This is a genomic window from Streptomyces cacaoi (assembly GCF_006539165.1).
Taxonomy (GTDB): domain Bacteria; phylum Actinomycetota; class Actinomycetes; order Streptomycetales; family Streptomycetaceae; genus Streptomyces; species Streptomyces cacaoi.
Genome location: NZ_BJMM01000016.1, coordinates 73,315 through 90,917, shown reverse-complemented (window position 1 = coordinate 90,917; position 17,603 = coordinate 73,315). Strand labels below are relative to the sequence as shown.

Genomic DNA, 17,603 nt, shown 5'->3' with positions numbered 1-17,603 from the left:
CGGACCCGGTGGACGATACTGGGATTGAACCAGTGACCTCTTCCGTGTCAGGGAAGCGCTCTCCCGCTGAGCTAATCGTCCTTGGAGGTGGAGACGGGATTTGAACCCGTGTAGACGGCTTTGCAGGCCGTTGCCTCGCCTCTCGGCCACTCCACCAGGAGCGTAGGGGTCGGGAAGATCCCCCACTTCGAGCGGACGACGAGATTCGAACTCGCGACCCTCACCTTGGCAAGGTGATGCTCTACCAGCTGAGCCACGTCCGCAGGCACTGTCCGGAATCCGCTCCGGGCTGTACCTTGCCCCGGGGCGCTTCCGCGTCCCGGCGACGTGTTGAACTCTAGCGGATTCCCCGGCCAGCTCAAATTCCGTTTCCGCAGGGTGACCGCCCCGTGGCCCCATAGACTCGACCACGTGTCCGATCTGACCCCGCTCGCCCGCTTCGGCGGGTGGCTCGCCACCGACCTCCGTGATGTCACCAGCGATCCCGCGGCTCTCGACTCGCGGGGCTGGTGGGCCGTCGTCGCCGACTTCGAAGGCGGGCTGCGCTGTGCCCGCTTCGGCGACGTCCGGCCCGCACCCACCCCGGCACCGGTACCGGGCCGTTGGCGCGGCCCGGCGCCCGGGGAGTGGAGCAGCTCCCTGGACCACGCCGGATACACCGCCGGGGTGCGGCGCATACGCGAGGCGGTGGCGGCCGGCGACGTCTACCAGGCCAACCTGTGCCGCGTCCTGTCCGCCCCGCTGCCCGACCCCTCGCCCGCGGCGAGCGACATCGACCAGCTGACGGCGCTGCTCGCCCGCGGCAACCCCGCCCCGTACGCGGGCACCGTCCGGCTCCCGGCGCACGGCGTCGAGATCGCCACCGCCTCGCCCGAGCTGTATCTGCGCCGGAACGGGAACGCCGTCGAGTCCGGCCCCATCAAGGGCACAGGCCGCACCCGCGAGGACCTCCGCGAGAAGGATCACGCGGAGAACGTGATGATCACCGACCTGGTCCGCAACGACCTCGGCCGGGTGTGCGTCCCCGGCACCGTGACCGTCCCCGCCCTGTGCGCCGTCGAGGAGCATCCCGGCCTCGTCCACCTCGTCTCCACGGTGCGCGGCGAGACCGCCGCCGGCAGCGACGGCTGGGCCGCGCTGCTGGCCGGCACCTTCCCGCCGGGCTCGGTCTCCGGAGCCCCCAAGTCCAGCGCGCTGCGCCTCATCGGCGAGCTGGAGCCGGTGCCCCGCGGCCCGTACTGCGGCGGGATCGGCTGGGTCGACGCCGACCGCGGCACGGGTGAGCTGGCCGTCGGCATCCGGACGTTCTGGATCGACCGTACGGAGGCCGGGCCGGTGCTGCGGTTCGGCACCGGCGCCGGCATCACCTGGGGCTCGGATCCCGAGCGCGAATGGCGGGAGACCGAACTGAAGGCGTCCCGGCTGCTCGCGGTAGCGTCGGGGGAGTACGCAGTGCGTGCGACCGGCATCGACGACCGGGCCGGTGACAGGGCCGGCCCCGAGCAGCCCACGAGGTGAACTGGCGTGAAGATCTGGCTCGACGGCGCGCTTCGGGACGCGCACAGCGCGCACGTCTCCGTGCTCGACCACGGACTGACCGTCGGCGACGGTGTCTTCGAGACCGTGAAGACCACCGACGGCGCCTCCTTCGCCCTCACCCGGCATCTGCACAGGCTCGCCGCCTCCGCGCGCGGCATGGGTCTGCCGGAGCCCGACCTGGACGAGGTGCGCCACGCCTGCGAGGCCGTCACCCGCGCGAACCCCATGCCGCGCGGACGGCTGCGCATCACCTACACCGGCGGCCTGTCCCCGCTCGGTTCGGACCGCGGCGAGGCCGCCCCCACGCTGGTCGTCGCCCTCGGTGAGGCCAGCGCACGCCCGGACGTCACCTCGGCGATCACCGTGCCCTGGACGCGCAACGAGCGCGGCGCGCTGACCGGGCTGAAGACCACCTCGTACGCCGAGAACGTCGTCGCCCTCGCCCGGGCCCGCCAACAGGCCGCCACTGAGGCCCTGTTCGCCAACACGCACGGCAGGCTGTGCGAGGGAACGGGCAGCAACGTCTTCGTGGTGCTCGACGGCGAGCTGCACACCCCGCCGCTCGCCTCGGGCTGCCTGGCGGGGATCACCCGCGCGCTCACCGTGGAGTGGACCGGCGCCCAGGAGACCGATCTGCCGCTGGACGTGCTGGAGCGGGCCGACGAGATCTTTCTGACGTCCACCCTCCGCGATGTCCAGGCCGTCGGCCGGCTCGACGGCCGTGCCCTGCCCGGCACCCCGGGCCCCGTCACCGCCAAGGCCATGCGCGTCTTCGCGGAACGCTCAGCCGACGACCTCGACCCGTGACCTTCCGCGCCCGGCCGGTAACTGCCGGGCGCACGGCCGCAATTCGGGTGACGGGAGCCGGACGCCCGGGGTAGAACCCCGGGGTGACCACGACTCTCCGCCCCGCCGGCCCCGAGACCACCACCGAGGGTGGGGGCCGGTCGCGGGCCTTCGCCATCCACGTCAACTCCCGCCCGGTGGGCTCCGTCCGGCTCACCGGGCCCGTACCCGGACGCCCCCCGGTCGGCCAGGTGCGGGAGCTGCACGTCGAGCCGGACGAGCGCCGCAGAGGCCGCGCCACGGTGGCCCTCCTCGCGGCCGAGGAGGTGCTGCGCGGCTGGGGCTGCGCCCATATCGACGCCGGCGTGCCGCTCGGCCCGGAGAGCGCGGACGGGCCCGCCCCGGCCGAGCGCCTGCTCACCGCCCTCGGCTACCGGCACCGCAGCACTCACATGGTCAAGCAGCTGCACACCGCACCGGACCTGCCGCAGGGCAGCAGCGCCCGGCCCATGTCGGCGGCGGAGTTCCCGGCCTGGTGGGAGAAGAACGCGGCCTCCTTCCGCGCCGGCCTCGTCGAGCGCGGCCTCACCGAGGAACAGGCACAGCAGGTCTCGGCGCACACGCTGCGCACCCAGCTCCCCGACGGCGCCGCCGGCCGCGACGCCGCCCTGCGCGTCCTCGTCCACGAGGGCGTCGACGTGGGCACCCTGTGGATCGGCTACCGCGCGCTGCCCCGGCCGGACGTGGACGCCTGGGTCTACGACGTCGAGGTCGCCGAGGAGCGGCGCGGCCGCGGCCACGGCCGCGCGCTGATGCTGCTGGCCGAACGGGTCTGCCTGGACGCGGGCGCCGGCCGGCTCGGCCTCAACGTCTTCGCCGACAACCCGCGCGCACGCGGGCTGTACACCTCACTGCACTACCGGACCGTCGAGCAGCACTACGCGAAACGGCTGGGCTGAGACACCCCTGCTGGGCCGCGGCTACCGGCCCAGCAGCCGGTCGGCGATCTCCTCGATCCGCTCGCGCAGCCCCTCCTGGCTCTTGCCGCCGTCCAGCCGCTCGCCGTCGATGACATACGTCGGCGTACCGGTCACACCGATCGCCTGGCCCTCCGCCTGGTCCGCGTCCACCGCCAGCAGATGCCGGCCGTCGATGAGCGCCGACTCGAATTCCCCGGCGTCCAGGCCGAGTTCGGCCGCCACCTCGACCAGCACCTGCTCGCCCCGCTCGCCCAGCTCACCGGTGCGCGCCAGCACGGCCTCCTCGTACGCCTGCCCCCGGCCCTGCGCATACGCCTCCTCGTACGCCTGGGCGGCGGCGTAGGCGTGCTTGTGCCGCTCCAGGGGGAAGTGCCGCAGCCGGATCTCCAGCGCGTCACCGTAGCGCTCGCGCAGCGCACGAAGATCGTCCTGTGCCCGGTGGCAGTCGGGGCACTGCAACTCGCACCAGACGTCGAGAACGGCGCGGTCGGGGCGTGCGGCGGCGGAGCCGGCAGTGGTGCTGGTGTCCATGGGGACAGTCTCTCAGCCGCGAGGAGGGCCCCGACCCCGAGATGCCCCTGATCCCGCTCCGTTCCGTGGCCCGTACCGCGGGACGGGTGCGACGATGGAGACATGCTGACCACGACCGTCTGCGCCGCCCTCTCCGCCGCCGGGCTCGCCGTCGCCTTCCTGACGGCCTGGCGCCGGCGCTTCGTCGCGGCGACGCGCATCGCCGCCGTCTCCCTGCTGCCGGTCGGGCTGGCGATGTCGGGCCTGGTCGGCCTCGGCGGCAAGATCGTCCGGGCCTTCGGCAGCTGGGCCGCCGACCTGGTGCTCAAGCCCACCGTCTGGGCGGGCTTCGCCGTCCTGGCCTGCGCCGTCGTCCTCTATGTGATCGCCCGCTTCGCCGGCCGGCGCAGCACGGGCGCCGCCTCCTCCCGCACGGAGCGCCGCGCCACCGAGCCGGCCGCCGACACCCCCGCACTGGGCACGTCCGGCCCGCCCGCCCGCAAGCCGGCCGCAGGAAAGCAGCCCACGGCCTCCTCCGGCGGCGACGAGGACTTCTCCGACATCGAGGCCATCCTCAAGAAACACGGCATCTGACCCGGCCCCGGAGGGCGGGCACGGCCTAGCACGTCCGGCCCCGCGCGGCGGGCTCTTCCGCCAACTCCCCGCCGAACGAGGCACGTTGAGAACGGCGCGGCAGCGGGCTGCGACATGATCACGGCGCGATGGACACGACGCCGAACTCCGTGATCGAGCCCGCCGAACCGCCGCCCGTAACCTCCGACCCGGAGCCGACGCCGCTCACCGAAACCAAGGGCTGTCTCTACGCCCTCTCCCAGCCCCCGTTGATGCTCTTCCTCGCCGTGATCGCCCTGCTGCTCGGCCTCACCGGCGTACACGACCTGCTGCTCCTGTGACCCCTCAACTCCGGGCCGTGGCCCCTGCCGACCCGCGCTGCCGCGCACGGTAGGCGGCCACGTGCAGCCGGTTGCCGCAGGTACGGCTGTCGCAGTAGCGCCGCGAGCGGTTGCGCGAGAGGTCGACGAACGCGCGCCGGCAGTCCGGCGCCGAACACCGGCGCAGCCGGTCGCGCTCCCCGGAGACGAGGACGAAGGCCAGCGCCATGCCGCCGTCGGCGGCCAGGTGCTGGGCGACGGACGAGCCGGGCGCGAAGTAGTGCACGTGCCAGTCGTAGCCGTCGTGGTCGGTGAGCTGCGGTGTCGTACCCGCCTCGGCGACGAGCGCGTTGATCAGCCGGGCCGCGCTCCGGGCGTCCTCGGCCTCGAAGACCTGCGCGAACCGCTCCCGTACGGTGCGTACCGCTTCCAGATCCTCGGCGGTGAGCGGACCGACGTCGCTGAGGCTGTGGCGCTCCACGAACTCCGCCAGATCCGCCACGCTCGCCAGGCTGTCGTCCCGGTCGCCGTCCGCGACCGTGTTCAGCAGACCGACAGCCTGGTCGAGCGCGCACCGGGTGTCGTGGTTGAGCTGCACGGGTCGCTCCTGCCGTATCCGGGGCGCCTTGCGGCCTGATGATGCGGCAAGGCTAGTCGCTCACCGGCGGCGGAACGGCGCTCTCGTACGGGCCCGTTGGCCGGGTGCACACACAGCGACGCCGCCACCGCGTGAGGTACACGGTGGCGGCGTCGCTGTGTGTGTGCCGGTCGCGGTCGCGAGCGGCACACGGTGCCGGGCCCCGCAGCCGTCGCCCCGAGTCGGACGGCTGCGGCGACCGGCGGCCTCAGCTCTCGGCGAGGATGTGCGAGAGCTCGGTGTCGAGGTCGAAGTGACGGTGTTCGGTACCGGGCGGCACGGCCGCGTCGGTTCGCTTGAGGAAGGATTCCAGTGCCCGCGCCGGGGCTTCGAGCAGTGCCTCGCCCTCCGGGGAACTGAGGGCGATGCAGGCCACGGACTGGCCGTGACTGCGGGATGGCCAGACTCGGACGTCCCCGGTGCCCGTGGGCCGATGGAGGCCCTCGGCCAGGAGATCGCGGGCGAAGACCCACTCGACGGTCTCCTCGGCACCGGTGTGGAAGGTGGCGTGCACGGCGTAGGGGTCCGCCGTGTCGTACCGCAGGCCCGCAGGTACAGGCAGTGACGACTCGCTCGAAACAACGAGGCGCAGGTGCAGCTCGCAGCTCACCGTTGTGTTCATAAGCGCCAGGGCCTTTCGCTCAGTGTGCGCTCGGGGATTCGCACGTCGGCGAACTTCGACATGCCACCTACGCGTCGGTTGTAAACCCCTCTGCCGGATTTGTGCGGAATCAGGTCCTTCATATGGCTCTTGTAGGGTTTGCAGCATGCCCCCGATCCAGTGAACCGCGGTGTCCGGAAGGGGTCCGGTACCTTGTCCCTCATGGGCGCGGAGAGTGACGAGAAGCCACTTGGCTCGCGGGCACCGGCCTTCGTGCAGGCGTCCAGGCCGCTCCATCTGAGCTGGCGTGCCGGGATCTTCCTGGTGGGTCTGGCCGTCGTGGTCGCCGGCGTCATCATGCTCCCGCTGCCCGGACCCGGCTGGCTCGTGATCTTCGGCGGCATGGCTGTATGGGGCACCGAGTTCGTCTGGGCGCAGCACGTGCTGCGGTGGACGAAACAGAAGGTGCACGAAGGGACACAGTGGATGAAGCGCCGCCGTGCGGAACGGCGGGCCCGCAAGGGGCGCTCGTGATGGTCCGGAGCACCCGCTGACATGGGGTAATGTTGACCCCGCCAGCGGGCGATTAGCTCAGCGGGAGAGCGCTTCGTTCACACCGAAGAGGTCACTGGTTCGAACCCAGTATCGCCCACGTATCGCAGGCAGAAGCCCGGCAGTCGACCGACTGCCGGGCTTCTGTCGTGGGCCGGTTCCGTCCGGCGAGAGGTGTTCGCCGGCTCTCCCCGCGGAGGTTGGGTGTTGGGGCACAACCGCTATCGCTTCCAGGCGCGTTGGACGCTGGAGGCGCCGCCGGACCAGGTCTACTCCGTGCTCGAACGGGCCGAGGAGTACCCGCGGTGGTGGCCGCAGGTGCGGGGCGTGGTGATGGGCGGTGCCGACGGCGGGCGGGGGCGTATCCGCTCGGTGCTCCCCTTCGAACTGCGGGTGACCGCCTGGGTGATGCGCCGGGATCCGGCGGCCCGGGTGCTGGAGATCGTGCTGAGCGGGGACATCGAGGGCTGGGCGCGGTGGACGGTGCGGCCGTGCGGTGACGGGGCGGTCGCGCTGTTCGCGCAGGAGGTCGAGGCGCGCAGGCGGCTGTTGCGGCTGCTGGCGATCCCCGGGCGGCCGTTCTTCGTCGTCAACCACACGCTGATGATGCGGGCCGGGCAGCGGGGGCTGCGGGCTGCGCTGCGCAGAGGTTTGGATGAAGGCTGAGGAGCACTGTATGGTTCTGCACGTGCCGCACGCCGAAAGGCGGGCCACCCGGGGCGATTAGCTCAGTGGGAGAGCGCTTCGTTCACACCGAAGAGGTCACTGGTTCGAACCCAGTATCGCCCACCCCGAGTTCCTCACCGAGGCCGCTCCCGTCCAGGACGGGGCGGCCTTTTTCGTGTTCGGCCGGTCACGTCCGGGCGGGGAGGGCGGACAACCGTTTCGCGGTCCGGGGCGCGTGCTCGGTACGATTCCAGCGCGCGGCGAGTGTCCGCGTATCCCGGACAGAGTCAGGAGAGACCGGTGTCAGATGCCCGAGTGACCATCCAACGCGATTCCGAGCGGGAAGAGCGCGTGGTGACGACGGGCACTACGGCCGGTGCGCTCTTCGAGGGGGAGCGGTCCGTGATCGCCGCGCGGGTCGGCGGGGAACTCAAGGACCTCGCGTACGCCGTCGCCGACGGGGACGAGGTCGAACCCGTCGAGATCACCAGCGAGGACGGGCTGGCCATTCTGCGGCACTCCACCGCGCATGTGATGGCGCAGGCCGTCCAGGAGCTGTTCCCGGAGGCCAAGCTCGGCATCGGGCCGCCGATCAAGGACGGTTTCTACTACGACTTCGATGTCGCCGAGCCGTTCACGCCCGAGGATCTCAAGCGCATCGAGAAGAAGATGCAGCAGATCCAGAAGCAGGGGCAGCGCTTCTCCCGGCGGGTCACCAGCGACGAGGACGCCCGCGCCGAGCTGGCCGGTGAGCCGTACAAGCTGGAGCTGATCGGGCTCAAGGGCGGTGCGGCCGAGGCCGCCGAGGGTGCCTCGGCCGAGGTGGGCGGCGGCGAGCTGACCATCTACGACAACCTCGACGCCAAGACCGGCGAGCTGTGCTGGAAGGACCTGTGCCGCGGCCCGCATCTGCCGAGCACCCGGCTGATCCCGGCCTTCAAGCTGATGCGGTCGGCCGCCGCGTACTGGCGTGGCAGCGAGAAGAACCCGCAGCTCCAGCGGATCTACGGCACCGCGTGGCCCAGCAAGGACGAGCTGAAGGCGTATCTGGAGTTCCTCGCCGAGGCCGAGAAGCGCGATCACCGCAAGCTCGGCACGGAGCTGGATCTCTTCTCCATCCCGGAGGAACTGGGCTCGGGTCTGGCCGTCTTCCACCCCAAGGGCGGCGTCGTCCGCAAGGTGATGGAGGACTACTCGCGCCGGCGGCACGAGGAGGCGGGGTACGACTTCGTGAACACCCCGCACATCACGAAGGAGCGGCTCTTCGAGATCTCGGGGCATCTGCCGCACTACGCCGAGGGCATGTTCCCGCCCCTGGAGTTCGACGAGCAGAACTACCGCCTCAAGGCGATGAACTGCCCGATGCACAACCTGATCTTCCGGGCCCGTGGCCGGTCGTACCGCGAACTGCCGCTGCGGCTCTTCGAGTTCGGGACCGTCTACCGGTACGAGAAGTCCGGTGTGGTGCACGGGCTGACGCGGGCGCGCGGCTTCACCCAGGACGACTCGCACATCTACTGCACCAAGGAGCAGATGCCGGACGAGCTGGACAACCTGCTCACGTTCGTCCTGAACCTGCTGCGCGACTACGGCCTCAGCGACTTCTATCTGGAGCTGTCCACCCGGGACCCGGAGTCGGACAAGTTCATGGGGACCGACGAGGAGTGGGAAGAGGCCACCGACGCGCTGCGGCAGGCGGCCGGCAAGCAGGGCCTGGAGCTGGTCATGGACCCCGGGGGTGCGGCCTTCTACGGGCCGAAGATCTCCGTCCAGGCGCGGGACGCCATCGGCCGTACCTGGCAGATGTCCACGATCCAGGTCGACTTCCAGCAGCCGCAGCGCTTCGAGCTGGAGTACACCGCGGCCGACGGCTCGCGGCAGCAGCCGGTGATGATCCACCGCGCGCTCTTCGGCTCCATCGAGCGGTTCTTCGCCGTCCTGTTGGAGCACTACGCGGGGGCCTTCCCGGCCTGGCTCGCGCCGGTGCAGGCCGTCGGGATCCCGATCGGGGACGACCATGTGCCGTATCTGACGGAGTTCGCCGCCGCCGCCAAGGCCAAGGGGCTGCGGATGGAGGTGGATTCCTCGTCCGACCGGATGCAGAAGAAGATCCGCAACGCGCAGAAGGCCAAGATCCCGTTCATGGTGATCGCCGGTGACGAGGACGTCGCGAACGGTGCCGTCTCCTTCCGGTACCGGGACGGCTCGCAGAAGAACGGCATCCCGCAGGACGAGGCGCTCGCCGAGATCGCCGACGCGGTGGAGCGCCGGGTCCAGGTGTAGGGCCCGTGGACGCAGGAGGGGGCGGCTCCCGCCGGGCCGCCCCCTCGTCGTGTCCACCGGGGACGGACGCATAAGGTGGCGACCATGACGAGTGGAGAGCCGGAGCAGCAGATCGGAGTGGGGGACCCGGACGGGTTCCAGCGCCTGTGGACCCCGCACCGGATGGCCTACATCCAGGGCGAGAACAAGCCGAGCGGGCCCGGCGCCGAGGACGGCTGCCCGTTCTGTGCGATCCCCGGGAAATCCGACGAGGACGGGCTGATCGTCGCCCGCGGGGAGCAGGTCTACGCCGTGCTCAATCTCTACCCGTACAACTCCGGTCATCTCATGGTGCTTCCGTTCCGGCACGTCGCCGACTACACGGAGCTGACCGAGACGGAGACCGCCGAGCTGGCCCGGTTCACCCAGCGCGCGATGACCGTGCTCCGCCGCGTCTCGGGGGCGCACGGGTTCAACCTCGGCATCAACCAGGGCAGCATCGCCGGCGCGGGGATCGCCGCGCATCTGCATCAGCACGTCGTTCCGCGGTGGGGCGGCGACAGCAACTTCATGCCCGTCGTGGGGCGGACGAAGGTGCTGCCGCAGCTGCTCGCCGACACCCGTGCCCTGCTGGCCGAGGCGTGGTGAGCCGCGGCTGAGCGCGCTCGTACGCGAGGAGGCCCGCCCGGTGCGTCCGGGCGGGCCTCCTCGTGTGTGCGGCCGTGGGGCGGTGGCGGTCAGACGTTGTAGACGTCGGCCTGGTGCGGCTTGGGGTCCTGGACGGCGCCGCTGAGGTTGCCCGCGCGGCTGTTGAACTTCTCGACGTCGCAGCCGTTCTCGGCCAGCACCCGGATCGCCGCCGCGTGCACGACGCGCAGCACCGGGGTGGCGGCACGCATCGCGTCGTCCGCCATGAAGCGGTGCCGCCAGGGCTTGTCGGCCCAGGCGTGCCGCAGGCCGAAGGGCTCCGGCAGCGACAGCTTGCCGCCGAGGAAGTCCAGCACCGGCGGGAACCAGGTGAAGGGGGCGCGGGCGGCGAGGCGCACCACCTCGCGCGCTTCGACCAGCGGCAGTTTGACGGTGCGGGTCTCCCAGAACTTCACGCTCTTGGAGACCGTCTTCGTCTTCGCCTTCGGGCCGCTGGTGAACAGACCGTGCACCGGGCCCAGGGCGTATCCGGTGATCTCGATGCGCAGCGTGTGGTGCAGCACCGTGACGCTGATCAGCAGCGTGATCACCAACTGGCCGTCCCAGAGCACGAACTGGACACCGAGGTAGTGCCGGTTGCCGGCGCCGAAGTGCTGCTCGTTGCAGATGCGCTGGATCTCGAAGTCCTTGATGCGGTAGCCCTCGACCTCCTGGCCCTCCGGGCGCTTGACCGCCTTGGCGCCCTCCGCGACGGGTGAGACCACCCAGTGGCGTATCGAAGGCGTGGGGAAGCCGCCGGTGTGCAGCGGGCCGCGCTCCAGCCTGCGCAGCTGGTCGTGGATGGCGCGCACCACGTCCCAGCTGCGGAACGGGTTGATGTCGTCCTGGCCCTCGGCGGGGACCAGCTCCTCGGCGAGCTGCCAGCTTCCCCAGCGGGTGCCCATCCCGAGTATGCCCTTGGGCCCGGCGTAGAAGACGACGTTGCTCGCCTGCTCCGCCGCGACCTTGGCCAGCCCGAGCCGGATGCGCTCAGCGCCCGCGTCGCCCGGATCCTGCGGTACCGCCTCCGGGATCTTCGCGCCGACGCCCGTGCCGCCCAGCATGCCCTCCCAACGGCCGCGCAGATCCTTCGCGTAGCGCTCGCAGATCCGCTTGGCCCACAGCCAGCCGATGATGGGAGTGACCAGCATGACGCGCAGATACAGCGCCCAGAAGCCGCCGAACGGCAGCCGGACGGCGAACAGCACGATCAGCGCGCCCACCGCGACCAGCGCGACCGTGCCGATGAGGCCCGCCCTGCGGTCCTTGGAACCGGCGAGGGTGCGGCGCAGCTGGAAGCCGCCCAGCCACAGCACCACGCCCGGCAGGAACAGCAGTCCGAACAGCACCATGATCATGGTCAGTTTGGCGTCGCGCTGCTTACGGACCCGGGTGGCGGCCAGACAGTGCTCGACGACGGCCTGCGGCTCGATGCCGAAGGACTGGATGAGCGCGGCCCGGGCGCCGCCGAGCAGCCGGGTCTGCACCGCGCGGGAGTACGCCTCGCCCAGGTTGGGTTCGAACAGCGAGAAGCGCGGTTTGCTGAACGAGGCGTCCGGGTTGGCCTCGATCAGCTTGGCGACCTCGTCGTCCCGGTAGGCGGCGGAGGCCAGCGCCTGCGTCGCGGCCGTTCTGCCGCCGGAGGATCCGCCCGCGATCGGCACCTGGGCGCCGGGGGTGAACTCGGTCGCGACATCCTCACTGAGGCCGCTGAGATCGTCGAATCCGGCCACTGGGCCCCCACTTCGCTCGACTTCCTGCTCCCCCGAGCTGTCCGGACAGAGGGGAACCCCGCCCGGTGTTCTGCGGCTTTCGTCCGCTTCCGGGCACGGGATCCGTCCGCTTCCGCGAAAAACACCACCGACCACGACGGTTTCCCAACTGCCGTGGTCGGCACACATCTTGCCTCACGGGGGCAGGGCTCAGCGACCCGCTTCCGCGGCCGCCTCCCGCTCCAGGAGCTTCGCGGCCAGCTGCTGCGGCATCGGCTCGTGCCGCACATAGGCGCGGGAGAAGCGGCCCGTGCCGTGCGACATCGACCGCAGGTCCAGCGGATACCTGCTGATCTCGATCTCGGGGATGCGGGCCCGCACCCGGGTGTCGCCGGACGGGGCCTGCTCGGTGCCGAGCACCTTGCCCCGGCGGCCCGACAGATCGCTCATCACCGCGCCCACGTAGTCCTCGGCGACGGTCACCTCCACCTCGGCGACCGGTTCCAGCAGATGCATCCGCGTCCCGCTCGCGCACTCGCGCAGGGCCAGGGCGCCGGCCGTCTGGAACGCCGCGTCGGAGGAGTCCACCGAGTGTGCCTTGCCGTCCGACAGCGTCACCCGCACGTCCACCAGCGGGTAGCCGGCGGCCACGCCCTTCGCCGCCTGGGTGCGTACCCCTTTCTCCACGGACGGGATGAACTGCCTCGGCACGGCGCCGCCGACCACCTCGTCGACGAACTCGATGCCCGAGCCCTCCGGCAGCGGCTCGACCGTGATCTCGCAGATCGCGTACTGGCCGTGGCCCCCGGACTGCTTGACGTGCCGGCCCCGGCCGGTGGCCTTCGCCGCGAACGTCTCGCGCAGGGACACCCGGTGCTCGACGGTGTCCACCCGCACCCCGTAGCGCGAGCGCAGCCGCTCCAGCGCCACGTCCCGGTGCGCCTCGCCCAGGCACCACAGGACGAGCTGGCGGGTGTCCGGGTTCTGCTCCAGCCGCATCGTCGGGTCCTCGGCCACCAGCCGGGCCAGCCCCTGCGACAGCTTGTCCTCGTCGGCCTTGGCGTGTGCCTCGATGGCGACGGGCAGCAGCGGGTCCGGCATCGCCCAGGGCGCCATCAGCAGCGGCTCGTCCTTGGCGGAGAGGGTGTCGCCGGTCTCGGCCCGGCCGAGCTTGGCCACACAGGCGAGGTCGCCCGCGATCGCCTTGTCCAAGGGGCGCTGCTGTTTGCCGAAGGGTGCGGACAGCGCCCCGATCCGCTCGTCCACGTCATGGTCCTCGTGGCCGCGGTCGGCCAGGCCGTGCCCGGAGACGTGCACCGTCTCGTCGGGCCGCAGCGTGCCGGAGAAGACCCGGACGAGCGAGACGCGGCCCACGTACAGGTCGGAGGACGTCTTGACCACCTCGGCCGCCAGCGGGCCCGCCGGGTCGCAGGCGAGCGCGGGACGCGGCGCGCCCTGCGGGGAGGTGACCTCGGGGATCGGCCGCTCCTGTGGCGTGGGGAAGCCGCCGGAGATCAACTCCAGCAGTTCGACGGTGCCCAGGCCCTGTGTACCGCCGTCGGCGGCCGGGGCGGCGGCGAGGACGGGGTGGAAGACGCCGCGGCTGACGGCCTTCTCCAGATCCTGGACCAGCGTCTTGGTGTCGCACTCCGCGCCGTCGAGATAGGCGTCCATGAGGCTCTCGTCCTCGCTCTGCGCGATGATCGCCTCGATCAGCCTGCCGCGGGCCTCCTCGGCTGCCGCGGCCTGTTCGGCGCCCGGCTCGCGTTCGCACCGTTCGCCGCCGGTGTAGTCGAACAGCCGCTTGCTCAGCAGCCCGAGGAGCCCGGTCACCGGTGCGCTGCCGTCCGGCCGCCGGGCGCCGTACGCGGGCAGGTACAGCGGGACGACGGCGTCGGGGTCGTCCCCGCCGAACACCCGGCGGCAGTCGGCGACCATCGTGTCGAAGTCGGCCCGCGCGGCGTCGAGATGGGTGACGACGAGGGCACGCGGCATGCCCACCGCAGCGCACTCGTCCCACACCAAGCGGGTGGCACCGTCGACGCCGTCCGCCGCCGAGACGACGAAGAGGGCGGCATCCGCCGCCCTCAGCCCCGCCCGCAGCTCCCCGACGAAGTCGGCGTAGCCGGGGGTGTCCAGCACATTGACCCGGATACCGTCCCAGCCGATCGGCACCAGCGACAGCTGTACGGAACGGTGTTGCCGGTGTTCGATCTCGTCGTGGTCGGAGAGGGTGCCGCCGTCCTCGACCCGGCCGGCCCTGGTGACCGCGCCGGAGGCCAGCGCGAGGGCTTCCACCAGCGTCGTCTTGCCCGCGCCGCTGTGGCCGACCAGCACCACGTTGCGCAGCGACGCGGGGTGGTCGGCCGCCGTTGCCCTGCCGGCGGCTCCGGTGTGTGCGTGCGCTTTGTCGGCCATCTCTCCCGCCTTCCGGTTGAGAACCTGCTGGACCGCGCTGACATCCGCACCGAAGGGGGCCGGGGCCGTGCGAACACAGAGGTCACCGGGCCCCGGACCGCGATGTGATGCAGGTCTCCTCCGAGCTTTCCACCGCGCCCGGAGCGCGTCCATACGTGGAACCGCGGGGGAACGACGGATCCGTGCGCACGACGGGGGGACGACGCGGAGACGCGCCGGAAGACGGCGGGAAGGCGGCGGGGAGACGCTGGGGGACGCCGCGGAGACCGGAGGAGAACGGCCGGGGAACGGCGTCCGGTCGCGTCGAACACGGCGTCGGCGGACGGTGTGCGACGGCCTTCGCACAGCCGTGACTACGATGGGCCAGCCGGTGACCGCACGACGGTCCCGTCCGCTCGCCTCGCCACAACGATTCCGGGACAGCCATGCTGAACAAGTACGCGCGTGCCTTCTTCACGCGTGTCCTCACACCATTCGCCGCGATGCTGCTGCGCCTGGGCGTGAGCCCGGACGCGGTGACGCTGGTGGGCACCGGCGGGGTCATGGCGGGGGCCCTCGTCTTCTACCCGATGGGCGAGTTCTTCTGGGGCACGCTCGTCATCACGCTGTTCGTCTTCTCCGACCTCGTCGACGGCAACATGGCGCGGCAGTTGGGGCGCTCCAGCCGCTGGGGCGCCTTCCTCGACTCGACGCTGGACCGGGTCGCCGACGCCGCGGTCTTCGGCGGTATCGCCCTGTGGTACGCGGGCCGGGGCGACGATCTCGTGCTGTGCGCGGTGACGTTGTTCTGTCTGGCCAGCGGTCAGGTCGTCTCGTACACGAAGGCGCGCGGCGAGAGCATCGGGCTTCCGGTGAACGTCAACGGGCTGGTCGAGCGGGCCGAGCGGCTGGTGATCACCCTTGTCCTGGCGGGCTTCTCAGGTTTCGAGCGGACTTTCGGCGTCCCCTGGATCGGGGTGCTGCTGCCCGTCGCCCTGTGGGTGGTCGCGGCCGGCAGCGCCGTCACGCTCGGCCAGCGGGTGGTGACCGTGCGCCGTGAGGCCGCGGAGGCCGAGACACAGGCCGGTGCGAACGGCGGGAACGGCGGGAACGGCGGGAACGGCGCCAACGGTGCGAACGGCTCCACCGGCGGCGGCTCGGCGGCCGGTGACCACAGCAGCAACGGCAGCGCCGGGAACCACGGCACGGACCACGGCACGCGGCGCGGCAAGGAGCACGCCGAGGAGCAGGGGAGGACGGTGTGAGCGCGGCGCGGGAACGGCTCACCGACGCCCTGTACGGGCTCGGCTGGGCGGGGGTCAAGCGGCTTCCGGAGCCCGCGGCGGCGGCGCTGGGCCGGCGGGTCGCCGACACCACGTGGAAGCGCCGGGGCAAGGGCGTGACCCGGCTGGAGTCCAACCTGGCGCGGGTGGTGCCGGGCGCATCCCCCGCACGTCTGCGACAGCTCTCGCACGCCGGGATGCGCTCGTACATGCGCTACTGGATGGAGTTCTTCCGGCTGCCGGCCTACAGCGAGCGGCAGATCCGCGACGCCTGCGAGATACACGACGTCCACCACCTGACGGACGGCCTCGCCGCCGGCCGGGGCGTCGTCCTGGCGCTGCCGCACCTGGCCAACTGGGACCTGGCCGGTGCCTGGGCGGTCACCGCGCTGAAGACGCCGTTCACGACCGTCGCCGAGCGCCTGAAGCCGGAGACGCTCTACGACCGGTTCGTCGCCTACCGCGAGGGCCTCGGCATGGAGGTCCTGCCGCACACCGGGGGCTCGGCCTTCGGGACGCTCGCACGGCGGCTGCGGGCGGGCGGCATGGTGTGCCTGGTGGCCGACCGCGATCTGTCGGACACCGGGATCGAGGTGGAGTTCTTCGGCGAGACGACCCGGATGCCGGCCGGCCCCGCGCTGCTCGCCCAGCAGACGGGCGCTCTGCTGCTGCCGGTCACCCTCTGGTACGACGGCACCTCCGTGATGCAGGGCCGGGTGCACCCCGCCGTCCCGGTGCCGGAACTGGAGGGCCGCAGGGAGCGGGTGGCCGCCATGACGCAGGGGCTGGCCGATGTGTTCGCCGGCGGTATCGCCGAGCACCCCGAGGACTGGCACATGCTGCAACGGCTGTGGCTCTCCGACCTCGACAAGGACCGGGCCGCCGGGCGGCAGCGGGAGGGGAAGCGATGAGGATCGGGGTCGTCTGCCCCTACTCCTGGGACGTGCCCGGCGGGGTCCAGTTCCATGTGCGGGATCTGGCCGAGCACCTGATCCGGCTGGGCCACGAGGTGTCGGTGCTCGCGCCGTCCGACGACGAGACCCCGCTGCCGCCCTACGTCGTCTCGGCCGGGCGGGCCGTGCCCGTGCCCTACAACGGCTCCGTCGCGCGCCTCAACTTCGGCTTCCTGTCGGCCGCGCGGGTGCGCCGCTGGGTGCACGAGGGCGACTTCGAGGTGCTGCACATCCACGAACCGGCCACGCCCTCGCTGTCGTTGCTGGCGTGCTGGGCCGCGCAGGGCCCCATCGTGGCGACCTTCCACACCTCCAACCCCCGCTCCCGGGCCATGATCGCGGCCTATCCGATCCTCCAGCCGGCGCTGGAGAAGATCAGCGCGCGGATCGCCGTCAGCGAGTACGCGCGGCGCACCCTCGTCGAGCACCTGGGCGGGGACGCCGTCACCATCCCCAACGGCGTGGACGTCGGCTTCTTCGCGGACGCCGAGCCCCAGCCGGAGTGGCAGGGCCGCCCCGAAGCGCCCACGATCGGCTTCATCGGGCGGATCGACGAGCCCCGCAAGGGCCTGCCCGTCCTGATGAAGGCCCTCCCCGCGATAGTCCGGGAGGCCCCCGGCACCCGGCTGCTGGTGGCGGGGCGGGGCGACGAGGAGGAGGCCGTCGCCGCGCTGCCGGACGAGCTGCGCTCCCATGTGGAGTTCCTCGGCATGGTCAGCGACGAGGACAAGGCCCGGCTGCTGCGCAGCGTCGATCTGTACGTGGCGCCGAACACCGGCGGGGAGTCCTTCGGGATCATCCTCGTCGAGGCGATGTCGGCGGGCGCCCCGGTGCTCGCCAGCGATCTGGACGCCTTCGAACAGGTGCTGGACGGCGGTGAGGCGGGCGAGCTGTTCGCCAACGAGTCCGCCGAGGCCCTGGCGGCGGGCGCCCTGCGACTGCTGCACGACCCGGAACGCCGAGCCGGTCTGCGGGCCCGCGGCACCCGGCACGTACGGCGGTTCGACTGGTCGACGGTCGGTGCCGACGTGCTCGCGGTCTACGAGACCGTCGCCGACGGCGCGGCCTCCGTCGCGCCGGACGAGCGCATCGGGCTGCGGGCCCGGCTCGGCCTGGCCCGGGACTGAACGAGACCCGAGGACCTG

At 71.8% G+C, this 17,603-nt stretch carries 15 protein-coding genes, 5 tRNA genes and 2 pseudogenes; 14 read left to right on the top strand and 8 right to left on the bottom strand.

Going from position 1 to position 17,603, the window contains the following annotated elements; translation table 11 throughout:
• Positions 1–9 precede the first annotated feature (9 nt).
• The 3 genes from SCA03_RS17005 to SCA03_RS16995 form a co-directional block, all read right to left on the bottom strand.
• Positions 10–81: transfer RNA gene (locus SCA03_RS17005), tRNA-Val, on the bottom strand.
• Between the two features lies 1 nt (position 82).
• Positions 83–156: transfer RNA gene (locus SCA03_RS17000), tRNA-Cys, on the bottom strand.
• 34 nt (positions 157–190) lie between these two features.
• Positions 191–263 (bottom strand) — tRNA-Gly (locus tag SCA03_RS16995).
• Between the two features lie 148 nt (positions 264–411).
• On the opposite strand from SCA03_RS16995, the gene SCA03_RS16990 reads away from it, so the two are divergent.
• The 3 genes from SCA03_RS16990 (at position 412) to SCA03_RS16980 (ending at position 3,284) form a co-directional block, all read left to right on the top strand.
• The gene (locus SCA03_RS16990; protein WP_051855684.1) at positions 412–1,518 is read left to right on the top strand and encodes a chorismate-binding protein; all 1,107 of its coding nucleotides are present in this window, start codon (positions 412–414) and stop codon (positions 1,516–1,518) included.
• Between the two features lie 6 nt (positions 1,519–1,524).
• A complete protein-coding gene (locus SCA03_RS16985) occupies positions 1,525–2,346 on the top strand; it encodes an aminotransferase class IV (protein ID WP_030875485.1) in 822 nt (273 codons plus the stop codon).
• An 83-nt stretch (positions 2,347–2,429) separates the two neighbouring features.
• On the top strand, positions 2,430–3,284 hold the full coding sequence (locus SCA03_RS16980; protein ID WP_086814874.1) for a GNAT family N-acetyltransferase: 855 nt from the start codon (positions 2,430–2,432) through the stop codon (positions 3,282–3,284).
• Between the two features lie 21 nt (positions 3,285–3,305).
• On the opposite strand, the gene SCA03_RS16975 is transcribed toward SCA03_RS16980, so the two are convergent.
• Positions 3,306–3,836: a DsbA family protein gene (locus SCA03_RS16975; protein ID WP_030875490.1), complete on the bottom strand. Its 531-nt coding sequence runs from the start codon at positions 3,834–3,836 to the stop codon at positions 3,306–3,308.
• A gap of 102 nt (positions 3,837–3,938) precedes the next feature.
• Between SCA03_RS16975 and SCA03_RS16970 the strand changes: the two genes are divergently transcribed.
• Complete coding sequence (locus tag SCA03_RS16970; protein ID WP_030875493.1) at positions 3,939–4,409, top strand: hypothetical protein; 471 nt, start codon at positions 3,939–3,941, stop codon at positions 4,407–4,409.
• A gap of 128 nt (positions 4,410–4,537) precedes the next feature.
• A complete protein-coding gene (locus SCA03_RS16965) occupies positions 4,538–4,729 on the top strand; it encodes a hypothetical protein (RefSeq protein ID WP_030875495.1) in 192 nt (63 codons plus the stop codon).
• 4 nt (positions 4,730–4,733) lie between these two features.
• Here the strand turns inward: SCA03_RS16965 and SCA03_RS16960 are convergent, their stop codons facing one another.
• Complete coding sequence (locus SCA03_RS16960) at positions 4,734–5,306, bottom strand: CGNR zinc finger domain-containing protein (protein WP_030875497.1); 573 nt, start codon at positions 5,304–5,306, stop codon at positions 4,734–4,736.
• A gap of 247 nt (positions 5,307–5,553) precedes the next feature.
• The gene (locus tag SCA03_RS16955; RefSeq protein WP_026005227.1) at positions 5,554–5,967 is read right to left on the bottom strand and encodes an SsgA family sporulation/cell division regulator; all 414 of its coding nucleotides are present in this window, start codon (positions 5,965–5,967) and stop codon (positions 5,554–5,556) included.
• Positions 5,968–6,168: 201 nt separating this feature from the next.
• Between SCA03_RS16955 and SCA03_RS16950 the strand changes: the two are divergent.
• The 6 genes and pseudogenes from SCA03_RS16950 to SCA03_RS16925 form a co-directional block, all read left to right on the top strand.
• Positions 6,169–6,459 (top strand): annotated as a pseudogene (locus tag SCA03_RS16950) (TIGR02611 family protein); the annotation flags it as partial.
• A gap of 67 nt (positions 6,460–6,526) precedes the next feature.
• A tRNA-Val gene (locus tag SCA03_RS16945) sits at positions 6,527–6,598 on the top strand.
• Positions 6,599–6,702: 104 nt separating this feature from the next.
• A complete protein-coding gene (locus SCA03_RS16940) occupies positions 6,703–7,164 on the top strand; it encodes an SRPBCC family protein (protein ID WP_158102261.1) in 462 nt (153 codons plus the stop codon).
• A gap of 51 nt (positions 7,165–7,215) precedes the next feature.
• A tRNA-Val gene (locus SCA03_RS16935) sits at positions 7,216–7,287 on the top strand.
• A 177-nt stretch (positions 7,288–7,464) separates the two neighbouring features.
• The gene (gene thrS, locus SCA03_RS16930; protein WP_030875510.1) at positions 7,465–9,447 is read left to right on the top strand and encodes a threonine--tRNA ligase; all 1,983 of its coding nucleotides are present in this window, start codon (positions 7,465–7,467) and stop codon (positions 9,445–9,447) included.
• 84 nt (positions 9,448–9,531) lie between these two features.
• Complete coding sequence (locus tag SCA03_RS16925) at positions 9,532–10,074, top strand: HIT family protein (RefSeq protein WP_030875513.1); 543 nt, start codon at positions 9,532–9,534, stop codon at positions 10,072–10,074.
• Positions 10,075–10,163: 89 nt separating this feature from the next.
• Here SCA03_RS16925 and SCA03_RS16920 read toward each other — a convergent pair whose 3' ends face one another.
• The gene (locus SCA03_RS16920; RefSeq protein WP_030875515.1) at positions 10,164–11,846 is read right to left on the bottom strand and encodes an AbeC-like domain-containing protein; all 1,683 of its coding nucleotides are present in this window, start codon (positions 11,844–11,846) and stop codon (positions 10,164–10,166) included.
• Positions 11,847–12,035: 189 nt separating this feature from the next.
• Positions 12,036–14,243, bottom strand: coding sequence for an elongation factor G-like protein EF-G2 (locus SCA03_RS16915; protein WP_086814871.1), 2,208 nt, complete (start codon positions 14,241–14,243; stop codon positions 12,036–12,038).
• Positions 14,244–14,668: 425 nt separating this feature from the next.
• Between SCA03_RS16915 and pgsA the strand changes: the two are divergent.
• From pgsA to SCA03_RS16900, 3 genes and pseudogenes are all read left to right on the top strand, one after another.
• Positions 14,669–15,325, top strand: a pseudogene (gene pgsA / locus SCA03_RS16910) (phosphatidylinositol phosphate synthase); the annotation flags it as partial.
• A gap of 158 nt (positions 15,326–15,483) precedes the next feature.
• Positions 15,484–16,416 (top strand): phosphatidylinositol mannoside acyltransferase, encoded by a 933-nt coding sequence (locus tag SCA03_RS16905; RefSeq protein WP_086814870.1) that lies wholly within the window; start codon positions 15,484–15,486, stop codon positions 16,414–16,416.
• Positions 16,413–17,585 (top strand): glycosyltransferase family 4 protein, encoded by a 1,173-nt coding sequence (locus SCA03_RS16900; protein WP_030893189.1) that lies wholly within the window; start codon positions 16,413–16,415, stop codon positions 17,583–17,585. Before SCA03_RS16905 ends, SCA03_RS16900 begins: the two co-directional genes overlap by 4 nt.
• Positions 17,586–17,603 lie beyond the last annotated feature (18 nt).